Below are 17,185 nucleotides of genomic sequence, written 5' to 3'. Positions count from 1 at the left end.
TAGGATAATTTTTACTTTAAAATAGACTTCATACGCACACTCCCAATAAGATAATGCAGGTGGTCACTCATTCTTATAACAAATACCCTAAAATTTAAAAAGTCCAAGCAGCTATACTTGGACTCTTAATCATTCTTATTCTCTGATGTTATTCAAAACTTGTTGAACCGTCTCTTGGGCAACTTGCATATCTTCTGGCCTAAGCTCCATCTCACACATTTTAACAGCTGCTTTGCTTTCTTTCTTAGATTTGGGCTTATCCAATAGGGTTATTTCGCTAGCATTGCATTCTATGACATAAACTTCTTCATTTTGAGTATCCAAATAGGTACGACTCTGCATCGTTCCAGATAAAGCAATCCGTTGTCCTTTACAAGCATATTTATGCATCATCTTAGCCAAGCCATTCCATGCCACAAACGGAATAAAGTCTGTTATTGACTCACCGTTTCGATCTTTAAAGGGACGTTTAATCGCAATCACATTATTAGTGACTGCTGCTGACTCGCCAACTTCTCGCAACTGTACTTCTCGACATAGTCTACCCACAAAAACGACTTGATTCATGGTTTCCCTCCTTAAATGTTGTATTTATAACTACACTAAAAGAAAGGAAAAAGCGCTATTCATCTGATTTTTATAATTTTTCGGCTATTTCGACGATTTTTCGCAAGCGATGGTTGACGCCCGACTTCGAAATAGGACCACTTGGAATTTGTTCTCCCAATTCTTTGAGACTCATATCAGGGTTTTCGATACGAAACCTTGCCATCTCCTCTAATTTTTCCGGAAGTGAGGATAAGCCTTGTTTTGCTTCTATACGTTTAATTGCTGCAATTTGCCTTTGAGAAGCATCGATCACTTTATTAAGATTAGCATTTTCACAATTTACTAAACGATTAACTGAGTTGCGCATATCTCTTACGATCCGAACATCTTCGAATTTTAATACCGCTCGATTAGCTCCGATGATCACTAGGAAATCAGCAATTTTCTCTGCTTCTTTAAGATAAGTAATGTACCCGTTGCGACGGGCGATCGTTTTAGCATTTAAATGGAAATCATTCATCATTTTGCACAGATCTTCATTATGGTCCTCATAACTAGAATAAATTTCTAGATGATAGGAATTGGATTCCGGATTATTTACCGATCCTCCAGCTAAAAAAGCCCCTCTAAGATAAGAACGTTTTTTGGGATCGTTTTGCATAATTTCAGGAGCAATTCTAGAAATGAGCGTTGATTGGTCAAATATTTCTAAGCTTTCTAAAATTTCTTGAACGTGATAGCGACATCTAACGATATAGACATTATTTTTTTTTAATTTCATTTTACGCCGAACAAGGAGCTCACTCTCTGCATTAAAGTGTTCTTTAAGTAAAGTATACAATCTTCTTGCAATGGCTGCATTTTCACTTTGTACATTTAAAATCAATTTTTGCTGGTAGATCGAAACAGCCCCATTCATTCGGATTAAAGCTGCTAATTCTGCTTTAGCGTGTTCCTTATGAACTTCTAACAATGTACATTCCTTTTTTACTTCTGCTGCAAAAGTCATCTTCTTCTCTCCTATTCAGCCTCAAACTCATCTTTAGATCACAGGTCGCATCCTTTCCACCAAAGTATTTTTTTCAAGTAAACGAATGCTGTCCAATAAGCGGCCTAACTCTTTTACGACTTTGTCAGTGTCATGATAGGCGCCGCCTTCCTTCATACTTAAAAATTCACTCGAAATAACATGGCAACCCAAACGGCGCAACCCATTAAAATCGTGCTTCACTTGCAATAAATATTCTTTATTAGGTTGGTTAATTATGTATTCCTTAGGAACCTCGGTAGTATTCACAAGAATCGTATCCACAAATTGGGAGCCTAAATGATTATGTAAGACTTCAATGTGATCTGCATCAGTGAAATTTTCTGTTTCACCTAATTGTGTCATAATATTACAAACATAAACAACTTGAGCATCTGTTTTTAGGATGGCTTGACCGATCTCCTCAATCATTAAATTGGGAAGAATGGATGTATAAAGGCTACCGGGTCCTAAAACAATCATATCTGCTTCCATAATTGCTTCAACCACTCTGGAAGAGGCCTTGATCGCTGGTTTTCCATCAATGGTCATCACATTTACTTCTTGAATTCGTTTGCGATGATGGGCTATTTTAGATTCTCCTACAGCAATTGTTCCATCTTCAAAAAGTGCTTGTAGTATCAATGGCTCAGGTGCAGCCGGTAAGATTTGACCACTAATTTTCATGAAATAGGATAAAATATCAATCGCTTCTGATAGAGACCCCTTCATTTCTTTGAGGGCCGCAATGAGTAAATTTCCAATAGCATGCCCTGCTAAGAAATCATCATCTGTATTAAAGCGGTATTGAAAAAGCTCAAGTAGATCCGCATCTGCCTCTGATAGGGCAGACATACAGTTACGAATATCTCCTGGTGGCACTACGTTGATGTAATCACGAATGACCCCTGATGAACCGCCATCATCAGCTACAGTAACGATTGCTGTAATATTTACATCTAATTTCTTTAATCCTCTTAAAATTACAGGAAGACCTGTTCCTCCACCTATTACCGCAACTTTATAACGAGGATGACGTGTTTGATTCATTTCTAGCATCCTTTTTTAGTACTTGATTTTGGTTGTTTAGCATATCTCGATGACTAACATTTACAGAATAGTTCATTCGTGTAAAATGTTCACCAATTCTTTCTGCAAGCGCAACAGATCGATGCTGTCCACCCGTACAACCAATTGCAATTACCGCATTGCTTTTACCCTCTCGCTTATAGCCTGGCACACAGTAGTCTAACAAATCAATCAATTTATTATAAAAGATCTGACTTTCTGGTTGGCTCATAACGTAATCATAGACTGCCTTATCTGCTCCTGTTAAGCCTCTCAAATCCTCAATATAATAAGGATTAGGCAAGAAGCGTACATCCATTACCACATCCGCATCAATGGGGATCCCATACTTAAATCCGAAAGACATAACATCTAAACGAAAAATTATCTGTTCTTTTTCAGCGAAATGTTCCATTATATAGGCTCTTAGTTCTCTAGGCTTCATATTAGAAGTATTCACAATCATCTGGGCACGACTTCGTAAGTCACGCAAGAGTTCTTTTTCCTTAGCAATTGCCGTCACCGTCGATACCTCATTTCCTTGAGACAAAGGATGATGACGTCTAGATTCTTTGTATCGAGAAACCAGTTCTTGATCATCTGCTTCTAAAAAGAGGATTCTGGTCATAACATCTTGGCTGTTGTCCATCGCACCGATTACATCGGAAAGCTCATCAAAAAATTCTCGTGTCCTCAAATCAATCACTAAGGCAATTTTAGTGATTTTTCCTGACTCTCGCATGAGTTGCCAGAATGTCGGTAAAAGATTGGGTGGCATATTATCAATGCAATAATAGCCTAAATCTTCAAAACTTTGAACCGCTACTGTCTTGCCAGCCCCACTCATTCCGGTAATAATTACCAGCTCTAAATTAGCCATGGTCTCCCTCTTTTCTCTTTAGTCTTTCTTACACTATATTATAGCATAAAATATAATTTAACCTATTTACCTCACTTAAGCAAAAAACTCTGCTGACCTAAGAGCTCCAGATGATCTGAAAGCTCTATTCAGCAAAGTTTTATTAATTATTGGATTAATTGACTCAGAAAAGCTTCTAAGCTAGACAACTTATCTTGTGCGCTGATTTCGCTTTCGGCTTTAACACCCATGTAGAGTTTAATTTTGGGTTCTGTCCCACTTGGTCTCAAAGCAATCCATGAACCGTCTTCTAATTTGTACTTTAGAACATTCGATTTAGGAAAGGAGAGACTTGATTCTTTTCCATCCGCATAAATCAAATGGCTTTTCAAGTAATCATATCCCTCGGTTACCGACATACCGGCTACTTCTTCCAAGCGAGCTGAACGCATTTTATCCATTATTTCATCCATCTCATTTTTACCCTCTAGGGATGCGAAAGAGATAGATAATGTTTTTTCTTGATAATGGCCATATGTTTCATAAATCTGCTTGAGCGCTTCTGCTAAGGTCATATTTTGCTTTTTATAAAATGCGGTCAATTCAGCAAGCATGACTAAGGCTTGAATAGCATCTTTATCACGTGTGAAAGTTTTTAGTAAATATCCATAACTTTCCTCAAAGCCCATAATAAACTGATGAGCTCCCGATTCTTCATATTGCTTTATTTTTTCGGCAATAAATTTGAATCCGGTCAAGACCTCTACTGTTTCAATACCATAAGCCTTAGCAATTTCCTCTGCTAAATCAGTGGATACAATCGATTTGATAATCACCCCATTAGCAGGAAGCTGGCCTTTAGCTTGGTATGCTCTTAACATATAATCCAACATTAAACAGGCTATTTGATTACCTGTTAACAATTGATAATTTCCTTCTTGCGTGCGAATCATGGCGCCTAACCGATCTGCATCAGGGTCGGTAGCTAAAAGTATATCCGCTTCGTTATTGCGTCCAACTTGCTCAGCCAAATCAAAGGAATCTGGTGATTCAGGATTTGGTGATTTAACTGTTGGAAAATCGCCATCTGGTTCTGCTTGCTCTTCTACGACGTGGATATTAGAAAAACCTGCTTGTTCTAAAGCCTTCATACCCAAGTACATACCCGTTCCATGTAAGGGAGTAAAAACAATTCTTACTTGATCTGCCATCTCTGAAATCAGGTCTGCATCAATGGTAACCGTTGCTATCTCAGTCAGATAAGCACGATCCACGCGGTCCCCAATAATTTCAATCTTACCAGAACCTAATAGCTCTGTTTTATCACCAACCTCAATTGATAGTGGATCTGCTATCGAACGTACATATCGCGTTAAATTGTCTGCATCTTCAGGTGGCATCTGTCCACCGTCTTCGCCATATACCTTATAACCATTGTATTCTGCTGGATTATGACTAGCTGTTACCATGATACCTGCATAAGCATGTAAATAGCGCACTGCAAATGACAATGTTGGAGTAGGACGTAAGCTTTCATAAATATAAACTTTAATAGCATACTTACCTAACACCAAAGCTGCCTCCATGGCAAATTCCGGTGAGTAGTGTCTTGAGTCATAGGCGATAACGACCCCGCGATCTTTTGCCTCTTGACCTGCCTCATTTATTAACATTGCTAAGCCTTCTGTTGCCTGTCTTACTGTATAGATGTTCATACGATTAGGACCAGCCCCGATGATGCCCCGCATGCCCGCCGTTCCAAAACCTAGAGTGTTATTAAAGGCATCTTTCGTCTCATCCCCAACTTGATTTTCTAAGGATCTTTTGACTGCTTCATCAAGATCTTCTTTATTCTTCCATTTCTTGTATAATTCGCGCCAAGGCATATTCTCGCCACCTTTCTCATTGTTAATTATTATAGCATGATTATGCAAAAATAGGAGAAATTTTCTCCATACTTGTTCATTTTGAAATTCTTTTAATGAAAAAAAGACTTACCCTTATTAAGAAAGGTAAGTCTGATTGTTTAGGATGGGTGATCAGCTAAAGTCTGAATATATTGATAAGCCATATGGCCCGCATGACTTCCATCGCCAACAGCTGTTGCAATTTGACGTAAGTGAGTTTGACGTACATCACCGACAGCAAAAATACCTGGTATTTTCGTTTCCATCTTTTCATTAGTTATAATCCAGCCCTCTTCATCGGTAATATCTAAATGTCCAACTAAAGAAGAGTTTGGATTTAATCCAATGTAAATAAAAACTCCTTCACACGGATACGTATATGTTTCATCTGTCTTTAGATTCTTAATAGTAACACTTTCTACTGACTGGTCACCATTAATTTCCTCGACCGTACTATTCCATATAAAGTCAATCTTTTCATTTTTAAACGCTCTTTCTTGTAAAATCTTTTGGGCCCTCAACTGATCGCGGCGATGAATAATAGTCACCTTATCAGCAAACTGAGTAAGATAGATTCCCTCTTCGACTGCTGAGTCACCTCCCCCTACTACAACTAAGTGACGATTGCGGAAAAAGAATCCATCACAAACTGCACAATAAGAAACTCCTTTTCCACTTAAAAGGTCTTCACCTGGAATATTTAACTTTCGATGCTGCGACCCAGTAGCAACAATCAACACTGGTGCCACATATATATATTTTGAAGTTATTACATGTTTAACATTGCCGTGTAACTCAATCCCTAAGACATTCTCCATGGAGTGTTGAGCGCCAAACTCCATAGCAGACTCAAAAAACTTATGGGCTAGTTCTGGGCCTGATATTTTGGCATAGCCTGGATAATTTTCAACATCAGCTGTGTTGTTGACTTCCCCTCCAGGTAAGCCTTTCTCAAGCACTACTGTTTTGAGATTTGCACGAGAGGCATATAAGGCTGCAGTCATCCCGCCAGGTCCTGCCCCAACTACCACCACATCTACCTCTACAAATGGTTTTTCGTTTTTTTCTGTCATTTTATTTTCCTTTCTCTGCGTTCACATTTTCATTATGTTGAGCCAAAGAAGCTTCTTGTTTCCCTGAACGGGTCATCAATTGAACCACCTCTTCTTTAACATCAGCACCTTGATAAAGCACTTGATAGAGCCCATTCGTGATAGGCATCTCGACTCGATATTGTTGAGAGAGTTCATAGGCCGCTCGACAAGTAAAAATTCCTTCAACCACCATTTGAACCTCTTCAGTAACTTCTTGGACGGTTAGGCCCTTAGCCAATAGGTTTCCTGCTTGCCAGTTGCGTGAATGAGGACTGGTACAAGTTACAATTAAGTCTCCTACGCCACTCAAACCGAGGAAGGTTAACGGATCTGCGCCTAAACGCACACCTAGTCGAGAAATTTCAGCTAACCCGCGTGTAATCAAGGCCGCTTTAGCATTATCACCGTAACCTAAGCCATGAAGAATTCCTGCTCCTAAAGCAATAATATTCTTTAAGGCGGCACCAAGTTCGACACCAATCACATCTGTATTCGTATAAACCCGAAAATAGTGATTCATAAACAAGTCTTGTACTATTTCGGCTAAAGCTAAAAAATCACTAGCTGCCGTTACCGTTGTAAGGTCTTCACGCGCCACTTCCTCCGCATGACTCGGACCTGATAAAACAACTATTCCCTTATAAAAAGCTGGATCTATAGATTCTTGGATGACTTGGGATATTCTTAAATGACTGGACTGTTCAAGCCCTTTAGAAACATGAATAATTAAAGGTTTAGCCTCTTTTTTAACTAAAAGTATATTTATCTGCTGAGCAACTTTACGGATAGCCTGTGTAGGTACTGCAAAAAGAATCACGTCTGCTTTTGCAACCGCTTCTTCAAGGTTACCGGTGGCTTTAATTTCGTCGTTCAACTTAAAGTCCTTGAGATAATGGCTATTTGTATGTTGGTGATTTATTTCATCAACCACATGTGGATCGATTCCCCAAATTGTTACTTGATGCTGATTATCTGACAATACTTTTGCCAAAGCAGATCCCCAAGAACCTGATCCTAAAATTGTAATATTCATTTATTTTCTCCTTATCTTCCAATATCTGATTCAATATAGAAAGGTAAATCCTTTTTCATCCTCCGATAAGCCATGATTATTACGGCGGCAACTATCACTATTAATGAAAATACTTGTGAGACTCTATAAGAACCCATATAAAGGCTATCTGTTCTTAAGCCTTCAATCCAAGATCTGCCCAAGCCATACCAAACAGCATAAAGGCCGGCAATTTCTCCTTCTTTTAAGATGTGCTTTCTTCTAAGAATTATTAATAAAACTAAACCGATTGCATTCCACCCAGATTCAAATAAGAAAGTAGGTTGTCGATACTGACCTTGAATCTCCATTTGATTAATGATAAATGTAGGCAACTTTAGATTTTCTAGATAAGACCGGCTCACCACACCGCCAAATGCTTCCTGATTAATAAAATTTCCCCAGCGCCCAATAATCTGCGCTAACATCAAGGCGGGAGCTGCCATATCCATTTCTAATCCCATGTTTAAATTATCTCGGTGGATAAAATAGACCAAGGTCAAGAAGCCAGCGATAATTCCGCCATAAATTGCTATCCCACCATTCCAAATGGCAAAAATACTGAGCGGATTATCTTGATAATCCTGCCAAGAAAAGGCTACATAATAAATTCGAGCCCCAATAAAGCCAATGATAATGGACCAAAAAAGACGATCGAAAGCTTTGTCAGGATCAGCCCCTTTCCGTTTGACCTCAGAGATATAGAGTAGATAGGCTAAAACCATACCAAGACCAGTTATCAATCCATACCAATAAACAGGCCAAGTTCCAATATGAAAGGCAACACGATCAATTTTCAATAAAAGAGGGCTCATAAAATTAGTCATTATTCACCTCTCGATTAGACATAATTAAAGCGTCTAATTTAGCATTAAATGCGTCTGTTGCATCAAAGCCCATACTATTAGCTCTAAAATTCATTGCTGCAGCCTCAATAATAGCGGCTAGATTTCGACCCGTTTTAACTGGGATCCTCGTTCTTGGAATTTGAACATCAAAAATACGGTCATACTGTTGACCTGATCCCAGACGGTCATATTCAATTTGGCCATCGTCTAAGACCATCTCAATAATTAACTCTAATTTTTTAGAACGGACAATTGCCGAAACACCGTAAAGGCTCATCACATCTACAATACCCAAACCACGGATTTCTAATAAATTCTGCAAGATCTCAGGTGCTTCTCCAATCAAAGTCAGCTCGTCTACCATAAAAAATTCTACTCGGTCATCTGCAACTAAGCGATGACCTCTTTGAATTAGTTCCAAAGCTGTTTCTGATTTACCTACCCCTGAAGTTCCAGTCAGTAAAACACCCATCCCAAAAACTTCAAGAAATACACCGTGCTTTGAAAAGCGCTCAGCCAACTGGCCTTCCAAATAGTTGGTTAAATTTGCTAACACGCGACTCGTACGAGATCGAGCAGATAACAATGGTACTTTACGTTCTTTTGCTACTAGAATAAGTTCAGAAGGAATTGAAATTTTACGTGCTACCACAATAGCCGGAGTATCCTCCCTACAAATGGAACGAAACTTTTCAATTCGCTCTTGACTAGTGAGCGTATCTAAATAAGAGATTTCTGTACGACCCATTAATTGAATTCGATCACTCGGATAGAATTCTTTAAAGTCTGCTAAAATAAGACCTGGTCGAGAAACTTCGCTCGAAACAATTTTCTTGCCAACATGCTCATGACCATAGACAATCTCTACATCTAAAGTATCAGTTAATTTTTGGACTGTTACATATTTTCCCATGGTCCAATCCTCCATTCATTTTTCTCTAAAATGGTATCATAGAAAGACCCTTCTGACTAGCAAATGACGCTATCAGAAAAAAATAAGCTCCTTTGATTGAAAGGAACTTATTTTAAACTAGGAATTTTCTTAAAAATTTACTTTTCTTTCGATATGATTTTGCTTATGATCCTCAGGCCTTTGCCAAGTCTTCTATTTTAAAAGATCCTGCTGTAAATAAGACTATTGCCATTAACAATATGATTAAACCCTGAGGAAAGAAATTTGCATAATCCAAACCTTCCATGGTCCAATAAAAGGGTGATAACATCGATATGGGCTCAAAATGAGTGTTTTTTAACACTTGGGGCATAAGCACGAACATGATAGCAATAACAATGGAAACGATTGATAGCATTTCTTTAGTCTTAAACACCCGAACGATCAATAAGATATAACCAATCACAAAAGCAACATTAGCCATGAAGTAGGCAACACTTAATCCAAAAAATTGGAGCGGTAACTGATTCACTAACATCACAATTAGTAAGGCCAAGACATTTAGCACCAAAAAGATCAGACCGTAAGCGGATAAAACACTCCCCAAGATAGCTTTACCTGTCGAACGAGAAACAATACTACGTTTTAAGACATAGTTACTGCGCATGTCCAATAAATCACCCGCAAACATCGAAGCATTAATATACATCATGTAGAATATCATAAATAAAGAAAGCATCATTCCCACCGGCAGAAAATCTTTTTGCTGATCTATAGTGATTTCGGGCGCTTTTTCTTGAAGACTTACTATCCCATATACTTGATATGAAGCTTGTATTTTATTATTTCGCCAGAGACTCATCACTTCTTCTTCCACGTATTGATTATATATTTCACCATTTAATGACAAAGCCGTTATTTGTCCATTTTCTTCAAAATTGTCATGAATAGAGTAGATAACGTCGACTGCACCTTGGTCTAGCCTCTCTTCGGCTTGCTCACGATCCTCAAGAATTTCTCCTTGATTAGACTGGCTTAAGAGGGGATATAGCTCCCGATTAAAATAAGTTGACTGACTTAAATAAGCATGTCTCCCTTGCTGATGTGAGTTATCCGATGAAAAAATCATACCCATCATGAAGGACAAAGCAACGGGTAAAATCACGAGTAATAAAGATTTGGGATCTTGCATGATTCTTTTAATATGAAAAGTTGTCAGTTTAAAATATTGCTTCATTAAAATCCTTGCTCCTTTCTTTGTCTTCTCAAATAGGTTATTGATAACAATATTATAATTAAACCAACTAAGGTAGCTATAATCCTACTTGCATTCGGAATCGATTCTCCTAATAGGGTGAATCTTAACGGATTTATTATATAAATTTGCATCCAATTTTTCGAAAGCAATTCTTGAACAGCCCCTCCCATCAAGTCCCCAAGAGGGATCAACCCAGTAAAGATAAAGAACATGGCAATAAACTGGATCATGACTTGAATTCCTAATTTAGGTAAACTTGACACAAGAAACATGCCTATAGCTTGGAAGAATCCCGCATAGAGAAAGAGCCAGGGAATACATTGAATCAAATGTCTTCCATCAACATCGGGGTGAAAACGCATTAAGGCTAAAATTAAACAAGTGTTGATTACCATGACTAAACTATCTGATAGCCATTCAAAAGTTGTTTTTTCGCCAGTCGTTAAAGGAATAATATTTAAGCGTTTTACTAAACCAGATAATTCATCTTTAGTCGCTAGACTTGTAGCTGAATTAAGTCCAATGATCAAACTGTATATTAAACCGGAGATTAAATATGTTTCTACAGCATTTAAGTGTTTAGCCTGTGATACTGCTTTTTTATGAACAAAATCATTGAGATCAATAGTATTGAGCTTTTGTATCTGCTGCTTGAATGTTTGCTGTTGATCTTGACTTAAAGCTTGACTCGCTTGAGTAAGATGTATGTTTTCAAGTATGGTTTGATGCCACTGTCCCACAATGCTTTTGACCACCTCAACTTCTGACATTCGCGGATCACCTTTGACTGTTATTTGTAGCGGCATTTTATTAACTGATTCTGAAAATCCTCGAGGAACCGTAATCATAATTGAGGCATCCTCTTTGAGATTGAAATACTGAGACAAGGAATTAGATTTAAAGGTTTCAAGTAAGAGTTTGCCATAGTCACCTTGATCTTTATTCTCTACACGAATATCAATATCTAAATCTTTGGAATCCGCTTCTGACACACCTGCCATGGACCATGCCATGAATAAGGATATTGTTATCGGAAGAAGTACATAAAGAGCCAACTGAACGGGTAAAGCTTTAAGATAGAGTCGTAAATTGTTCGTGAAATAGTTGAGAAATTTTTTCATCTTATACTCCTTTCAAATTCATCAAAAGGCTTAATCTCTTAAACGTTTGCCAGTTAACTGAAGAAAAGCTTCTTCCAATGACAGAGGTTCTTTATAGAGTGAGTTAAGCTCAAGCTCTTCGTGTGCAATTGTATGGAATAAGGCAGTCGATTTAAATTGACTCGGATCAACCATCAATTCTAATCGATTCATTTCTTGATGGAGATGATGAATGCCCGGGATCCGATTACTAATAATTTCTTTTATATTAGAAGGTAAATTGTCAAATTCCACTATCCACTTGACCTTATCCTGAACCATAGCTTTGATGTCGTCTTGATATCCGTAAGCTACTTGTACCCCTTGATCTAAAATAAAGAGTCGCTGAGTTAGATTTTCAATTTCCTCCATATAATGAGAAGTATATAGAATGGTGGTTTGATGCTCCTCATTCATAAATTTAATAAATTCAAAAATTTTATTACGCGATTGAGGGTCTACACCTACGGTCGGCTCATCTAAAATTAAGAACCGGGGATGGTGTAACAAGGCAGCCGCAATATTTAAGCGACGTTTCATTCCCCCAGAAAAGGCCTTAATCGTTTTTTTTACATCGTCTCTTAAACCTGTCATCTCCAAAGCTTCAGTCACTCTTTGCTTTAAGGTAGTTCGGTCTAAATTATAAAGTGAACCAAAGTATTCCAAATTACCCTTGGCATTAATATGGTCTAAAAGAGCAATTTCTTGAGGCACTAACCCAATCTGCTTACGAATTTCCACACGGTCATTGCGAATATCCATGCCATCAATTAATACTTGTCCGGAATTTACTGGCGTTAAGCCCGTAATGATATCAATTAAGGTAGACTTACCGGCCCCGTTAGGACCGATCAGACCAAACCGTTCACCCTCTTCAATCGAAAAAGTGATATTATTCAATACCTCTTGTTTCCCAAATTTTTTAAAAACATTTTTTACCTCGATATATGACATACTGTTCCCCTTCCTTATTGACTTGAACTAATTATATTCTGGTGAATAACGCTTTAACTTACATTTATTTTAACAAGTTTTTTACCTCTTCCCAGTCGCAAAAGTCATCATAGAGAGTGCCAAAAGTCACTCTCTATGAGAAAACACTTATTAAAGAGAGACTTCACGCAAAGATTCAAAAAAAAAGAATCCTATTTCAATTTGGATTCGGAAATACGATTCTTTTTAAAGATTAAAATTGAGAGTCTACCAAACCCTTTTCAAAGGCAAAAATTGCTAATTGGGTTCGATCACGAAGTGCTAACTTGTTTAAAATATATGATACATTATTTTTGACAGTTCCTTTAGATAAAAACATCTTCTCAGCGATTTCTGCATTATTCAATCCTCTGGCAATCCAAGTAATGATTTCTAATTCTTTATCATTGAGATCATAATCCTGTGGACTGAGTTTCGCGACGGAATTGGACATAAATTGCTTAGACACCACCTTATCCAATACTATCTTATCAGCCATGGCTAATTTCAACCCTTCATAGATATCTTTATGACTAGAATCCTTGAGCAAATAACCACTAGCGCCTAATCGCATAGCCTCATCAATATACTCTGTATCTTGAAAAGTTGTCAAAATTAACACTTTAACATGTGGTTTTTCTGCTAAAATCAAGCGTGTTCCTTCAATACCATTTACCTCTGGCATCCGAATATCCATTAAAACGACATCCACTTCATGGTCTTTAATAAAATCATAAGCCTCTTGACCATTTCCGGCTTGCCCAACGATATCTACATCCTCGAATTCCTCTAATAAAATAGCTAAACCGCTACGAATCAGTCGTTCATCATCAACTAAGAGAATCTTCATAATTTCTTCCTCCTTTATTTACTACCAAGCGAGTTTTAAAGCCTTGGCCAGAAGAGGAGTGGAAACTGACTTTACCTCCTATTTGATGCACCCGTTCTTCTAGGCCCATCAAACCTAAGTGAGGCGTAATATGATCAGTACCTTTACCATCATCTGCCATATTTAAAATTAAAGCATCATCTGTATAATGAATATTGATGCGAATTTCACTAGCTTCTCCATATTTAGCAGAGTTACTAATAAATTCTTGGATAGCTCGATATAAGACTGCTTCTTGTGCACTATTTAATTGCCACATTGGTTCATTATGATTGATTAAGACGCGTATTCCTGATAAATGTTCAAATTCATTTAAAAGCTCTTTAATCCGAACCATAAATTCGGCTCGCTGAAATTCTACTGGTTTCATTTCATGAACAATTTGACGAATATCTTGTAAACCCTTAGCTGAAAAGTCACGAAGTTCTTGAGTCATCTGTGAAACTTGAGGCTGGGTTGTTTTAGTCAAACTACCAATGGCACCTAGCTGAATGATAATTGTTGACAAGACATGACCAATCGAATCATGAATATCACGGGAAATGCGGTTGCGTTCGTTTAATATATATAAATCTTTCATTGTTTGAATGTGATTCATTAAATACTTGGTAGATTCTATTTGTTCTTGGCGCTCCCTTTCTTGCTGATAATAAGCGTCCTTGAGTCGATAATATTCTTGAATCATAGGTCGAATTTGCAATAAAATAATATTAGCCACTAACAATACCAAACTCATTATAATATTAATCTCTAAGGGATAAAGATAAGTTAATATTGCACCATTGATTATGAGTAGACCTGAAATGACATGAAAAGATCGATCCGTAAAATTCAACGCGCTTTCACCTAAATTTAACATCAACATAAAAACGTAAAGCTGGTGATTATAATAAGATAGAGCAATCCCAAACATCATCGCTAAAAATAACATTATTCTACGCAACTTGTCCGATGAAACGATAAACCAAGCAGTTTGTAGCAAAACAATCCAAATTAGCATACAGGACATATCTAGCCAATTTATGCTTGTTTGATGAAGCAGAAGATATTCAATAAGACCAAAGCAAATGAGGGTATAACGAAAATGGTTCAATAGCATAGGAACGCTCCTTTACATGATACTTTATTATAGCAAATTCTGAAGATGTTGGCAGAGAACGAGTGTAGTACATCTCAAATTCTAGCCCGTCAACTACCCACTTTAAAAAACATAAAAATTTCACGTGTTCATTCGAAAAAGGATAGCTGAATTGATCATCAATTCATTAATTTTTTTATTTATTTAGAAAAAGGAGCTAACTTATATTTCTATATTAGTTATACTGCCTCTAAGAGGATAGTCTGATTCAAAAGTAAACTTAAATATTTCTTTGATAGTGAGCCATTGAATCAAATAAACCCACAGAAAAAAGCGAAAGAGAAAACTCCAAATAGAGTCTTTCTTTCGCTTATGTAATTTTGAATGCAAGATTTTAGTTTTACACTCTTATCTTAATTAAAAGTCACTCCAGTTGTCATCATCGTTTGGAGTAATATCTTTAACGACTTTACTCGATTTGAAAGTGGGACGCTTCGTTCCTTCACGATAATATGGACGATCTTTAACTTGATAATCATAAGGAATAATCAGCGCCATTAAAATATAAGGGAAGACACCAATTCCTCCTGTAAACATTGAAATAAGAAAAATTAAGCGAATTAATGTCGCATCAATATTGAAGTATTCTCCCAAACCTCCACAGACCCCTAAAAAACGACGGTCTGAGGATGAACGTGTTAATCGTTTCATTATTTATCTTCCTTTCCTGTCTTTGTGTCACCATCTTTCAGGTAAACATCCCCAAAGGTAATAGTGGCATCTAATTGTACTTCTTGACTATCGATTTGCCCTGGACGATTATAAACGAAAGCTTTGCCATCTTCAAGAATTTCTTGACGGTCTAAACCGGACATTCTATCTTTAACTTGTCCTTCCGAAAGCTTGCCTTGAGCAATAAATGCTTGATCGGCTAAAAGGCTAACTTTTAGATCGCCATGAACAGCAGTGATTGAAATGTTCGCAGCCTTTAAGTCTTCTTTAGTAATATAACAATCGCCATTGACAGTGTTGGCTTTTATATTACCAACTGGTCCAACAATGCGGAAATCACCATTAATATTTTTTAAAGTAGTTACTTGGATATCTGAATTTTTAATTTTAACATCCCCATTAACTAAGTTCATATCTAACAAGTCGGCAGTTACATTTTTAAGTTTAACATCACCTAATTTTGTATCTAACATAATTTCATCTGCCTTAGTTAGGCCTAATCGTAGATCGCCACGTTTGCTAGTAATCTTTAGTTCTCTCGTTTCAAGACTATCCACTCGTATATCACCATTTATGGTATTGATAAGAATAGAAGAATAAGCCTTACGAGGCAGTCTGATTTTAGCATCCAGCATTATATTCATTGCATCCACATGGAAAACTAACTTGTTTTCAACAATAAGCATGGTCGCTTTTTCTTCAAAAAATTCGAGCGTTAGTTTTTCTTGACCTCCCATTAACTTGATGTCAGCTTCAACCTCTATCTCTTTACCCTCATATACTTCGACTTGTAAATCGCCATTTAAGATATTAAAATCAATATCGGTTAATTGTTGACCGTCAAAAGTGAATGTATGGCTCAGCTCTTGGCTTTTGAGCCAAGGTACATTGAAAGAAATATTGACATCCTTGGTTGTGAAATTATTTAAAGTCGATTTAACAAATGCGGTAACTTGTTCCCCTAGACGTTTTCCTTCTCGACTTGCCTCCTCTTTAAATTGCTGAGCCTGTTCAGAAATAACTTGGCTTGAATTAGAGATAAAGCGTTTGAACTCTGGATCCACTTGCTGATTTTCTTTACATTCCGCATAGAGTTCCTCTTGCTGATCATACAGTTCTTCAACTTGTTGTTCTAAACGGATGATCTCTGATTCGATTGCTTCTTCTTGCAAGGTCAAATCCTCAACTTGTTCTTGCATTTCTGCATTAAGGTCTTCAATTTCAGCCAAGATTTCTAATTCTCGCAAACGCTGTTGAATAATAATTTTTTCTTCGTTAAACTGGTGAAGTTGTTCATTCACTTTTTCGATCTCTAGCTGAATAGCTTGGCCTTTGGTTTCAAAGGCCTCAGCTTTCGCTTGATAAATCGCATTCTCCTCATCATTTGTTTGACCTTTAAAAGAAGGTTTATGATTTGTTTCTTTACGATTTTCTAATGACTCATTAACTTCTTTTACCACCTGGTTGCCAGCTGTAGTTACCTCTTTTACAACATTTGTTCCAACATTCACTGCTTGATTAACCATTGAACGAATCATTCGATTTAGGTCATCTTTTTCAAAGGCTTTATTCTCTGTTTTAACTGCATTCTCTTTAACAGTCTCCTCAGTGGATGCTGAGGATTCTGAAGTCATCCCTCCTGCTTCGAGTAATCTAAGGGCTTCATCCATGGAAATAATTTTTTGACGGACTAATTCAATAATTCTTTCTTTCTCATTCATAGTGATCCTCCTAATTTATACTGATCCATCTTTCATCTTCACTTATCATTATGCTTGGAATTAGCTAGTTTATCATAGGTCCCTAGGCTGATATTTGTATC

16 protein-coding genes are annotated in these 17,185 nt (G+C 37.2%); all 16 read right to left on the bottom strand.

All coding sequences use genetic code 11. The features are described from left to right. Window positions 1-135 precede the first annotated feature (135 nt). The 16 genes from HF969_RS04330 to HF969_RS04255 all read right to left on the bottom strand — a co-directional run bounded on the left by HF969_RS04330 (window position 136) and on the right by HF969_RS04255 (window position 17,084). The gene (locus tag HF969_RS04330) at window positions 136-567 is read right to left on the bottom strand and encodes a single-stranded DNA-binding protein (RefSeq protein WP_090289554.1); all 432 of its coding nucleotides are present in this window, start codon (window positions 565-567) and stop codon (window positions 136-138) included. Between the two features lie 70 nt (window positions 568-637). Further along, the gene (whiA, locus tag HF969_RS04325; protein WP_090289555.1) at window positions 638-1,558 is read right to left on the bottom strand and encodes a DNA-binding protein WhiA; all 921 of its coding nucleotides are present in this window, start codon (window positions 1,556-1,558) and stop codon (window positions 638-640) included. Between the two features lie 33 nt (window positions 1,559-1,591). Next, window positions 1,592-2,626 carry a gluconeogenesis factor YvcK family protein gene (locus tag HF969_RS04320; protein WP_090289556.1) on the bottom strand — a complete coding sequence of 345 codons (1,035 nt, stop codon included), beginning with the start codon at window positions 2,624-2,626 and terminating at the stop codon, window positions 1,592-1,594. Beyond that, entirely contained in the window at window positions 2,598-3,524 is a 927-nt protein-coding gene (rapZ, locus tag HF969_RS04315; RefSeq protein ID WP_090289557.1) for an RNase adapter RapZ, read from the bottom strand. The genes HF969_RS04320 and rapZ overlap by 29 nt, the downstream gene beginning before the upstream one ends. A gap of 146 nt (window positions 3,525-3,670) precedes the next feature. After that, window positions 3,671-5,389, bottom strand: a complete 1,719-nt coding sequence (locus HF969_RS04310; protein WP_090289558.1) for a phospho-sugar mutase — start codon at window positions 5,387-5,389, stop codon at window positions 3,671-3,673. A gap of 140 nt (window positions 5,390-5,529) precedes the next feature. Next, a complete protein-coding gene (gene trxB / locus HF969_RS04305) occupies window positions 5,530-6,483 on the bottom strand; it encodes a thioredoxin-disulfide reductase (RefSeq protein WP_090289559.1) in 954 nt (317 codons plus the stop codon). 1 nt (window position 6,484) lies between these two features. Continuing rightward, a complete protein-coding gene (locus HF969_RS04300) occupies window positions 6,485-7,537 on the bottom strand; it encodes an NAD(P)H-dependent glycerol-3-phosphate dehydrogenase (RefSeq protein ID WP_090289560.1) in 1,053 nt (350 codons plus the stop codon). A gap of 11 nt (window positions 7,538-7,548) precedes the next feature. Then, a complete protein-coding gene (gene lgt / locus HF969_RS04295; RefSeq protein WP_245694809.1) occupies window positions 7,549-8,382 on the bottom strand; it encodes a prolipoprotein diacylglyceryl transferase in 834 nt (277 codons plus the stop codon). Next, window positions 8,375-9,316: an HPr(Ser) kinase/phosphatase gene (hprK, locus tag HF969_RS04290; protein ID WP_090289561.1), complete on the bottom strand. Its 942-nt coding sequence runs from the start codon at window positions 9,314-9,316 to the stop codon at window positions 8,375-8,377. The genes lgt and hprK overlap by 8 nt, the downstream gene beginning before the upstream one ends. A gap of 172 nt (window positions 9,317-9,488) precedes the next feature. Beyond that, a complete protein-coding gene (locus tag HF969_RS04285) occupies window positions 9,489-10,532 on the bottom strand; it encodes an ABC transporter permease (protein ID WP_090289562.1) in 1,044 nt (347 codons plus the stop codon). Beyond that, complete coding sequence (locus tag HF969_RS04280; protein WP_090289563.1) at window positions 10,532-11,674, bottom strand: ABC transporter permease; 1,143 nt, start codon at window positions 11,672-11,674, stop codon at window positions 10,532-10,534. Before HF969_RS04280 ends, HF969_RS04285 begins: the two co-directional genes overlap by 1 nt. A gap of 30 nt (window positions 11,675-11,704) precedes the next feature. Continuing rightward, entirely contained in the window at window positions 11,705-12,646 is a 942-nt protein-coding gene (locus tag HF969_RS04275) for an ABC transporter ATP-binding protein (RefSeq protein WP_090289564.1), read from the bottom strand. Window positions 12,647-12,878: 232 nt separating this feature from the next. Continuing rightward, complete coding sequence (locus HF969_RS04270) at window positions 12,879-13,514, bottom strand: response regulator transcription factor (protein WP_090289565.1); 636 nt, start codon at window positions 13,512-13,514, stop codon at window positions 12,879-12,881. Next, on the bottom strand, window positions 13,495-14,652 hold the full coding sequence (locus tag HF969_RS04265; RefSeq protein ID WP_090289566.1) for a sensor histidine kinase: 1,158 nt from the start codon (window positions 14,650-14,652) through the stop codon (window positions 13,495-13,497). Before HF969_RS04265 ends, HF969_RS04270 begins: the two co-directional genes overlap by 20 nt. A 396-nt stretch (window positions 14,653-15,048) precedes the next feature. Then, window positions 15,049-15,342, bottom strand: a complete 294-nt coding sequence (locus HF969_RS04260) for a PspC domain-containing protein (protein WP_090289567.1) — start codon at window positions 15,340-15,342, stop codon at window positions 15,049-15,051. After that, entirely contained in the window at window positions 15,342-17,084 is a 1,743-nt protein-coding gene (locus HF969_RS04255; protein ID WP_090289568.1) for a DUF4097 family beta strand repeat-containing protein, read from the bottom strand. The genes HF969_RS04260 and HF969_RS04255 overlap by 1 nt, the downstream gene beginning before the upstream one ends. Window positions 17,085-17,185: the final 101 nt, after the last annotated feature.

The sequence above is a fragment of the Facklamia miroungae genome (assembly GCF_012396555.1).
GTDB classification, from domain to species: Bacteria; Bacillota; Bacilli; order Lactobacillales; family Aerococcaceae; genus Facklamia; species Facklamia miroungae.
The sequence above is the reverse complement of the archived record's forward strand: the minus strand, read 5'-3'. Positions and strand labels throughout refer to the sequence as shown.

Bases quoted from the DNA above. Each gene is read 5' to 3' on its own strand.
- whiA (WP_090289555.1), bottom strand. From the start codon at position 1,558: ATGACTTTTGCAGCAGAAGTAAAAAAGGAATGTACATTGTTAGAAGTT.
- HF969_RS04270 (WP_090289565.1), bottom strand. From the start codon at position 13,514: ATGAAGATTCTCTTAGTTGATGATGAACGACTGATTCGTAGCGGTTTA.
- HF969_RS04280 (WP_090289563.1), bottom strand. From the start codon at position 11,674: ATGAAAAAATTTCTCAACTATTTCACGAACAATTTACGACTCTATCTT.
- lgt (WP_245694809.1), bottom strand. From the start codon at position 8,382: ATGACTAATTTTATGAGCCCTCTTTTATTGAAAATTGATCGTGTTGCC.
- HF969_RS04300 (WP_090289560.1), bottom strand. From the start codon at position 7,537: ATGAATATTACAATTTTAGGATCAGGTTCTTGGGGATCTGCTTTGGCA.
- rapZ (WP_090289557.1), bottom strand. From the start codon at position 3,524: ATGGCTAATTTAGAGCTGGTAATTATTACCGGAATGAGTGGGGCTGGC.
- HF969_RS04285 (WP_090289562.1), bottom strand. From the start codon at position 10,532: ATGAAGCAATATTTTAAACTGACAACTTTTCATATTAAAAGAATCATG.
- HF969_RS04310 (WP_090289558.1), bottom strand. From the start codon at position 5,389: ATGCCTTGGCGCGAATTATACAAGAAATGGAAGAATAAAGAAGATCTT.
- HF969_RS04330 (WP_090289554.1), bottom strand. From the start codon at position 567: ATGAATCAAGTCGTTTTTGTGGGTAGACTATGTCGAGAAGTACAGTTG.
- HF969_RS04275 (WP_090289564.1), bottom strand. From the start codon at position 12,646: ATGTCATATATCGAGGTAAAAAATGTTTTTAAAAAATTTGGGAAACAA.
- HF969_RS04260 (WP_090289567.1), bottom strand. From the start codon at position 15,342: ATGAAACGATTAACACGTTCATCCTCAGACCGTCGTTTTTTAGGGGTC.
- trxB (WP_090289559.1), bottom strand. From the start codon at position 6,483: ATGACAGAAAAAAACGAAAAACCATTTGTAGAGGTAGATGTGGTGGTA.
- HF969_RS04320 (WP_090289556.1), bottom strand. From the start codon at position 2,626: ATGAATCAAACACGTCATCCTCGTTATAAAGTTGCGGTAATAGGTGGA.
- hprK (WP_090289561.1), bottom strand. From the start codon at position 9,316: ATGGGAAAATATGTAACAGTCCAAAAATTAACTGATACTTTAGATGTA.
- HF969_RS04265 (WP_090289566.1), bottom strand. From the start codon at position 14,652: ATGCTATTGAACCATTTTCGTTATACCCTCATTTGCTTTGGTCTTATT.
- HF969_RS04255 (WP_090289568.1), bottom strand. From the start codon at position 17,084: ATGAATGAGAAAGAAAGAATTATTGAATTAGTCCGTCAAAAAATTATT.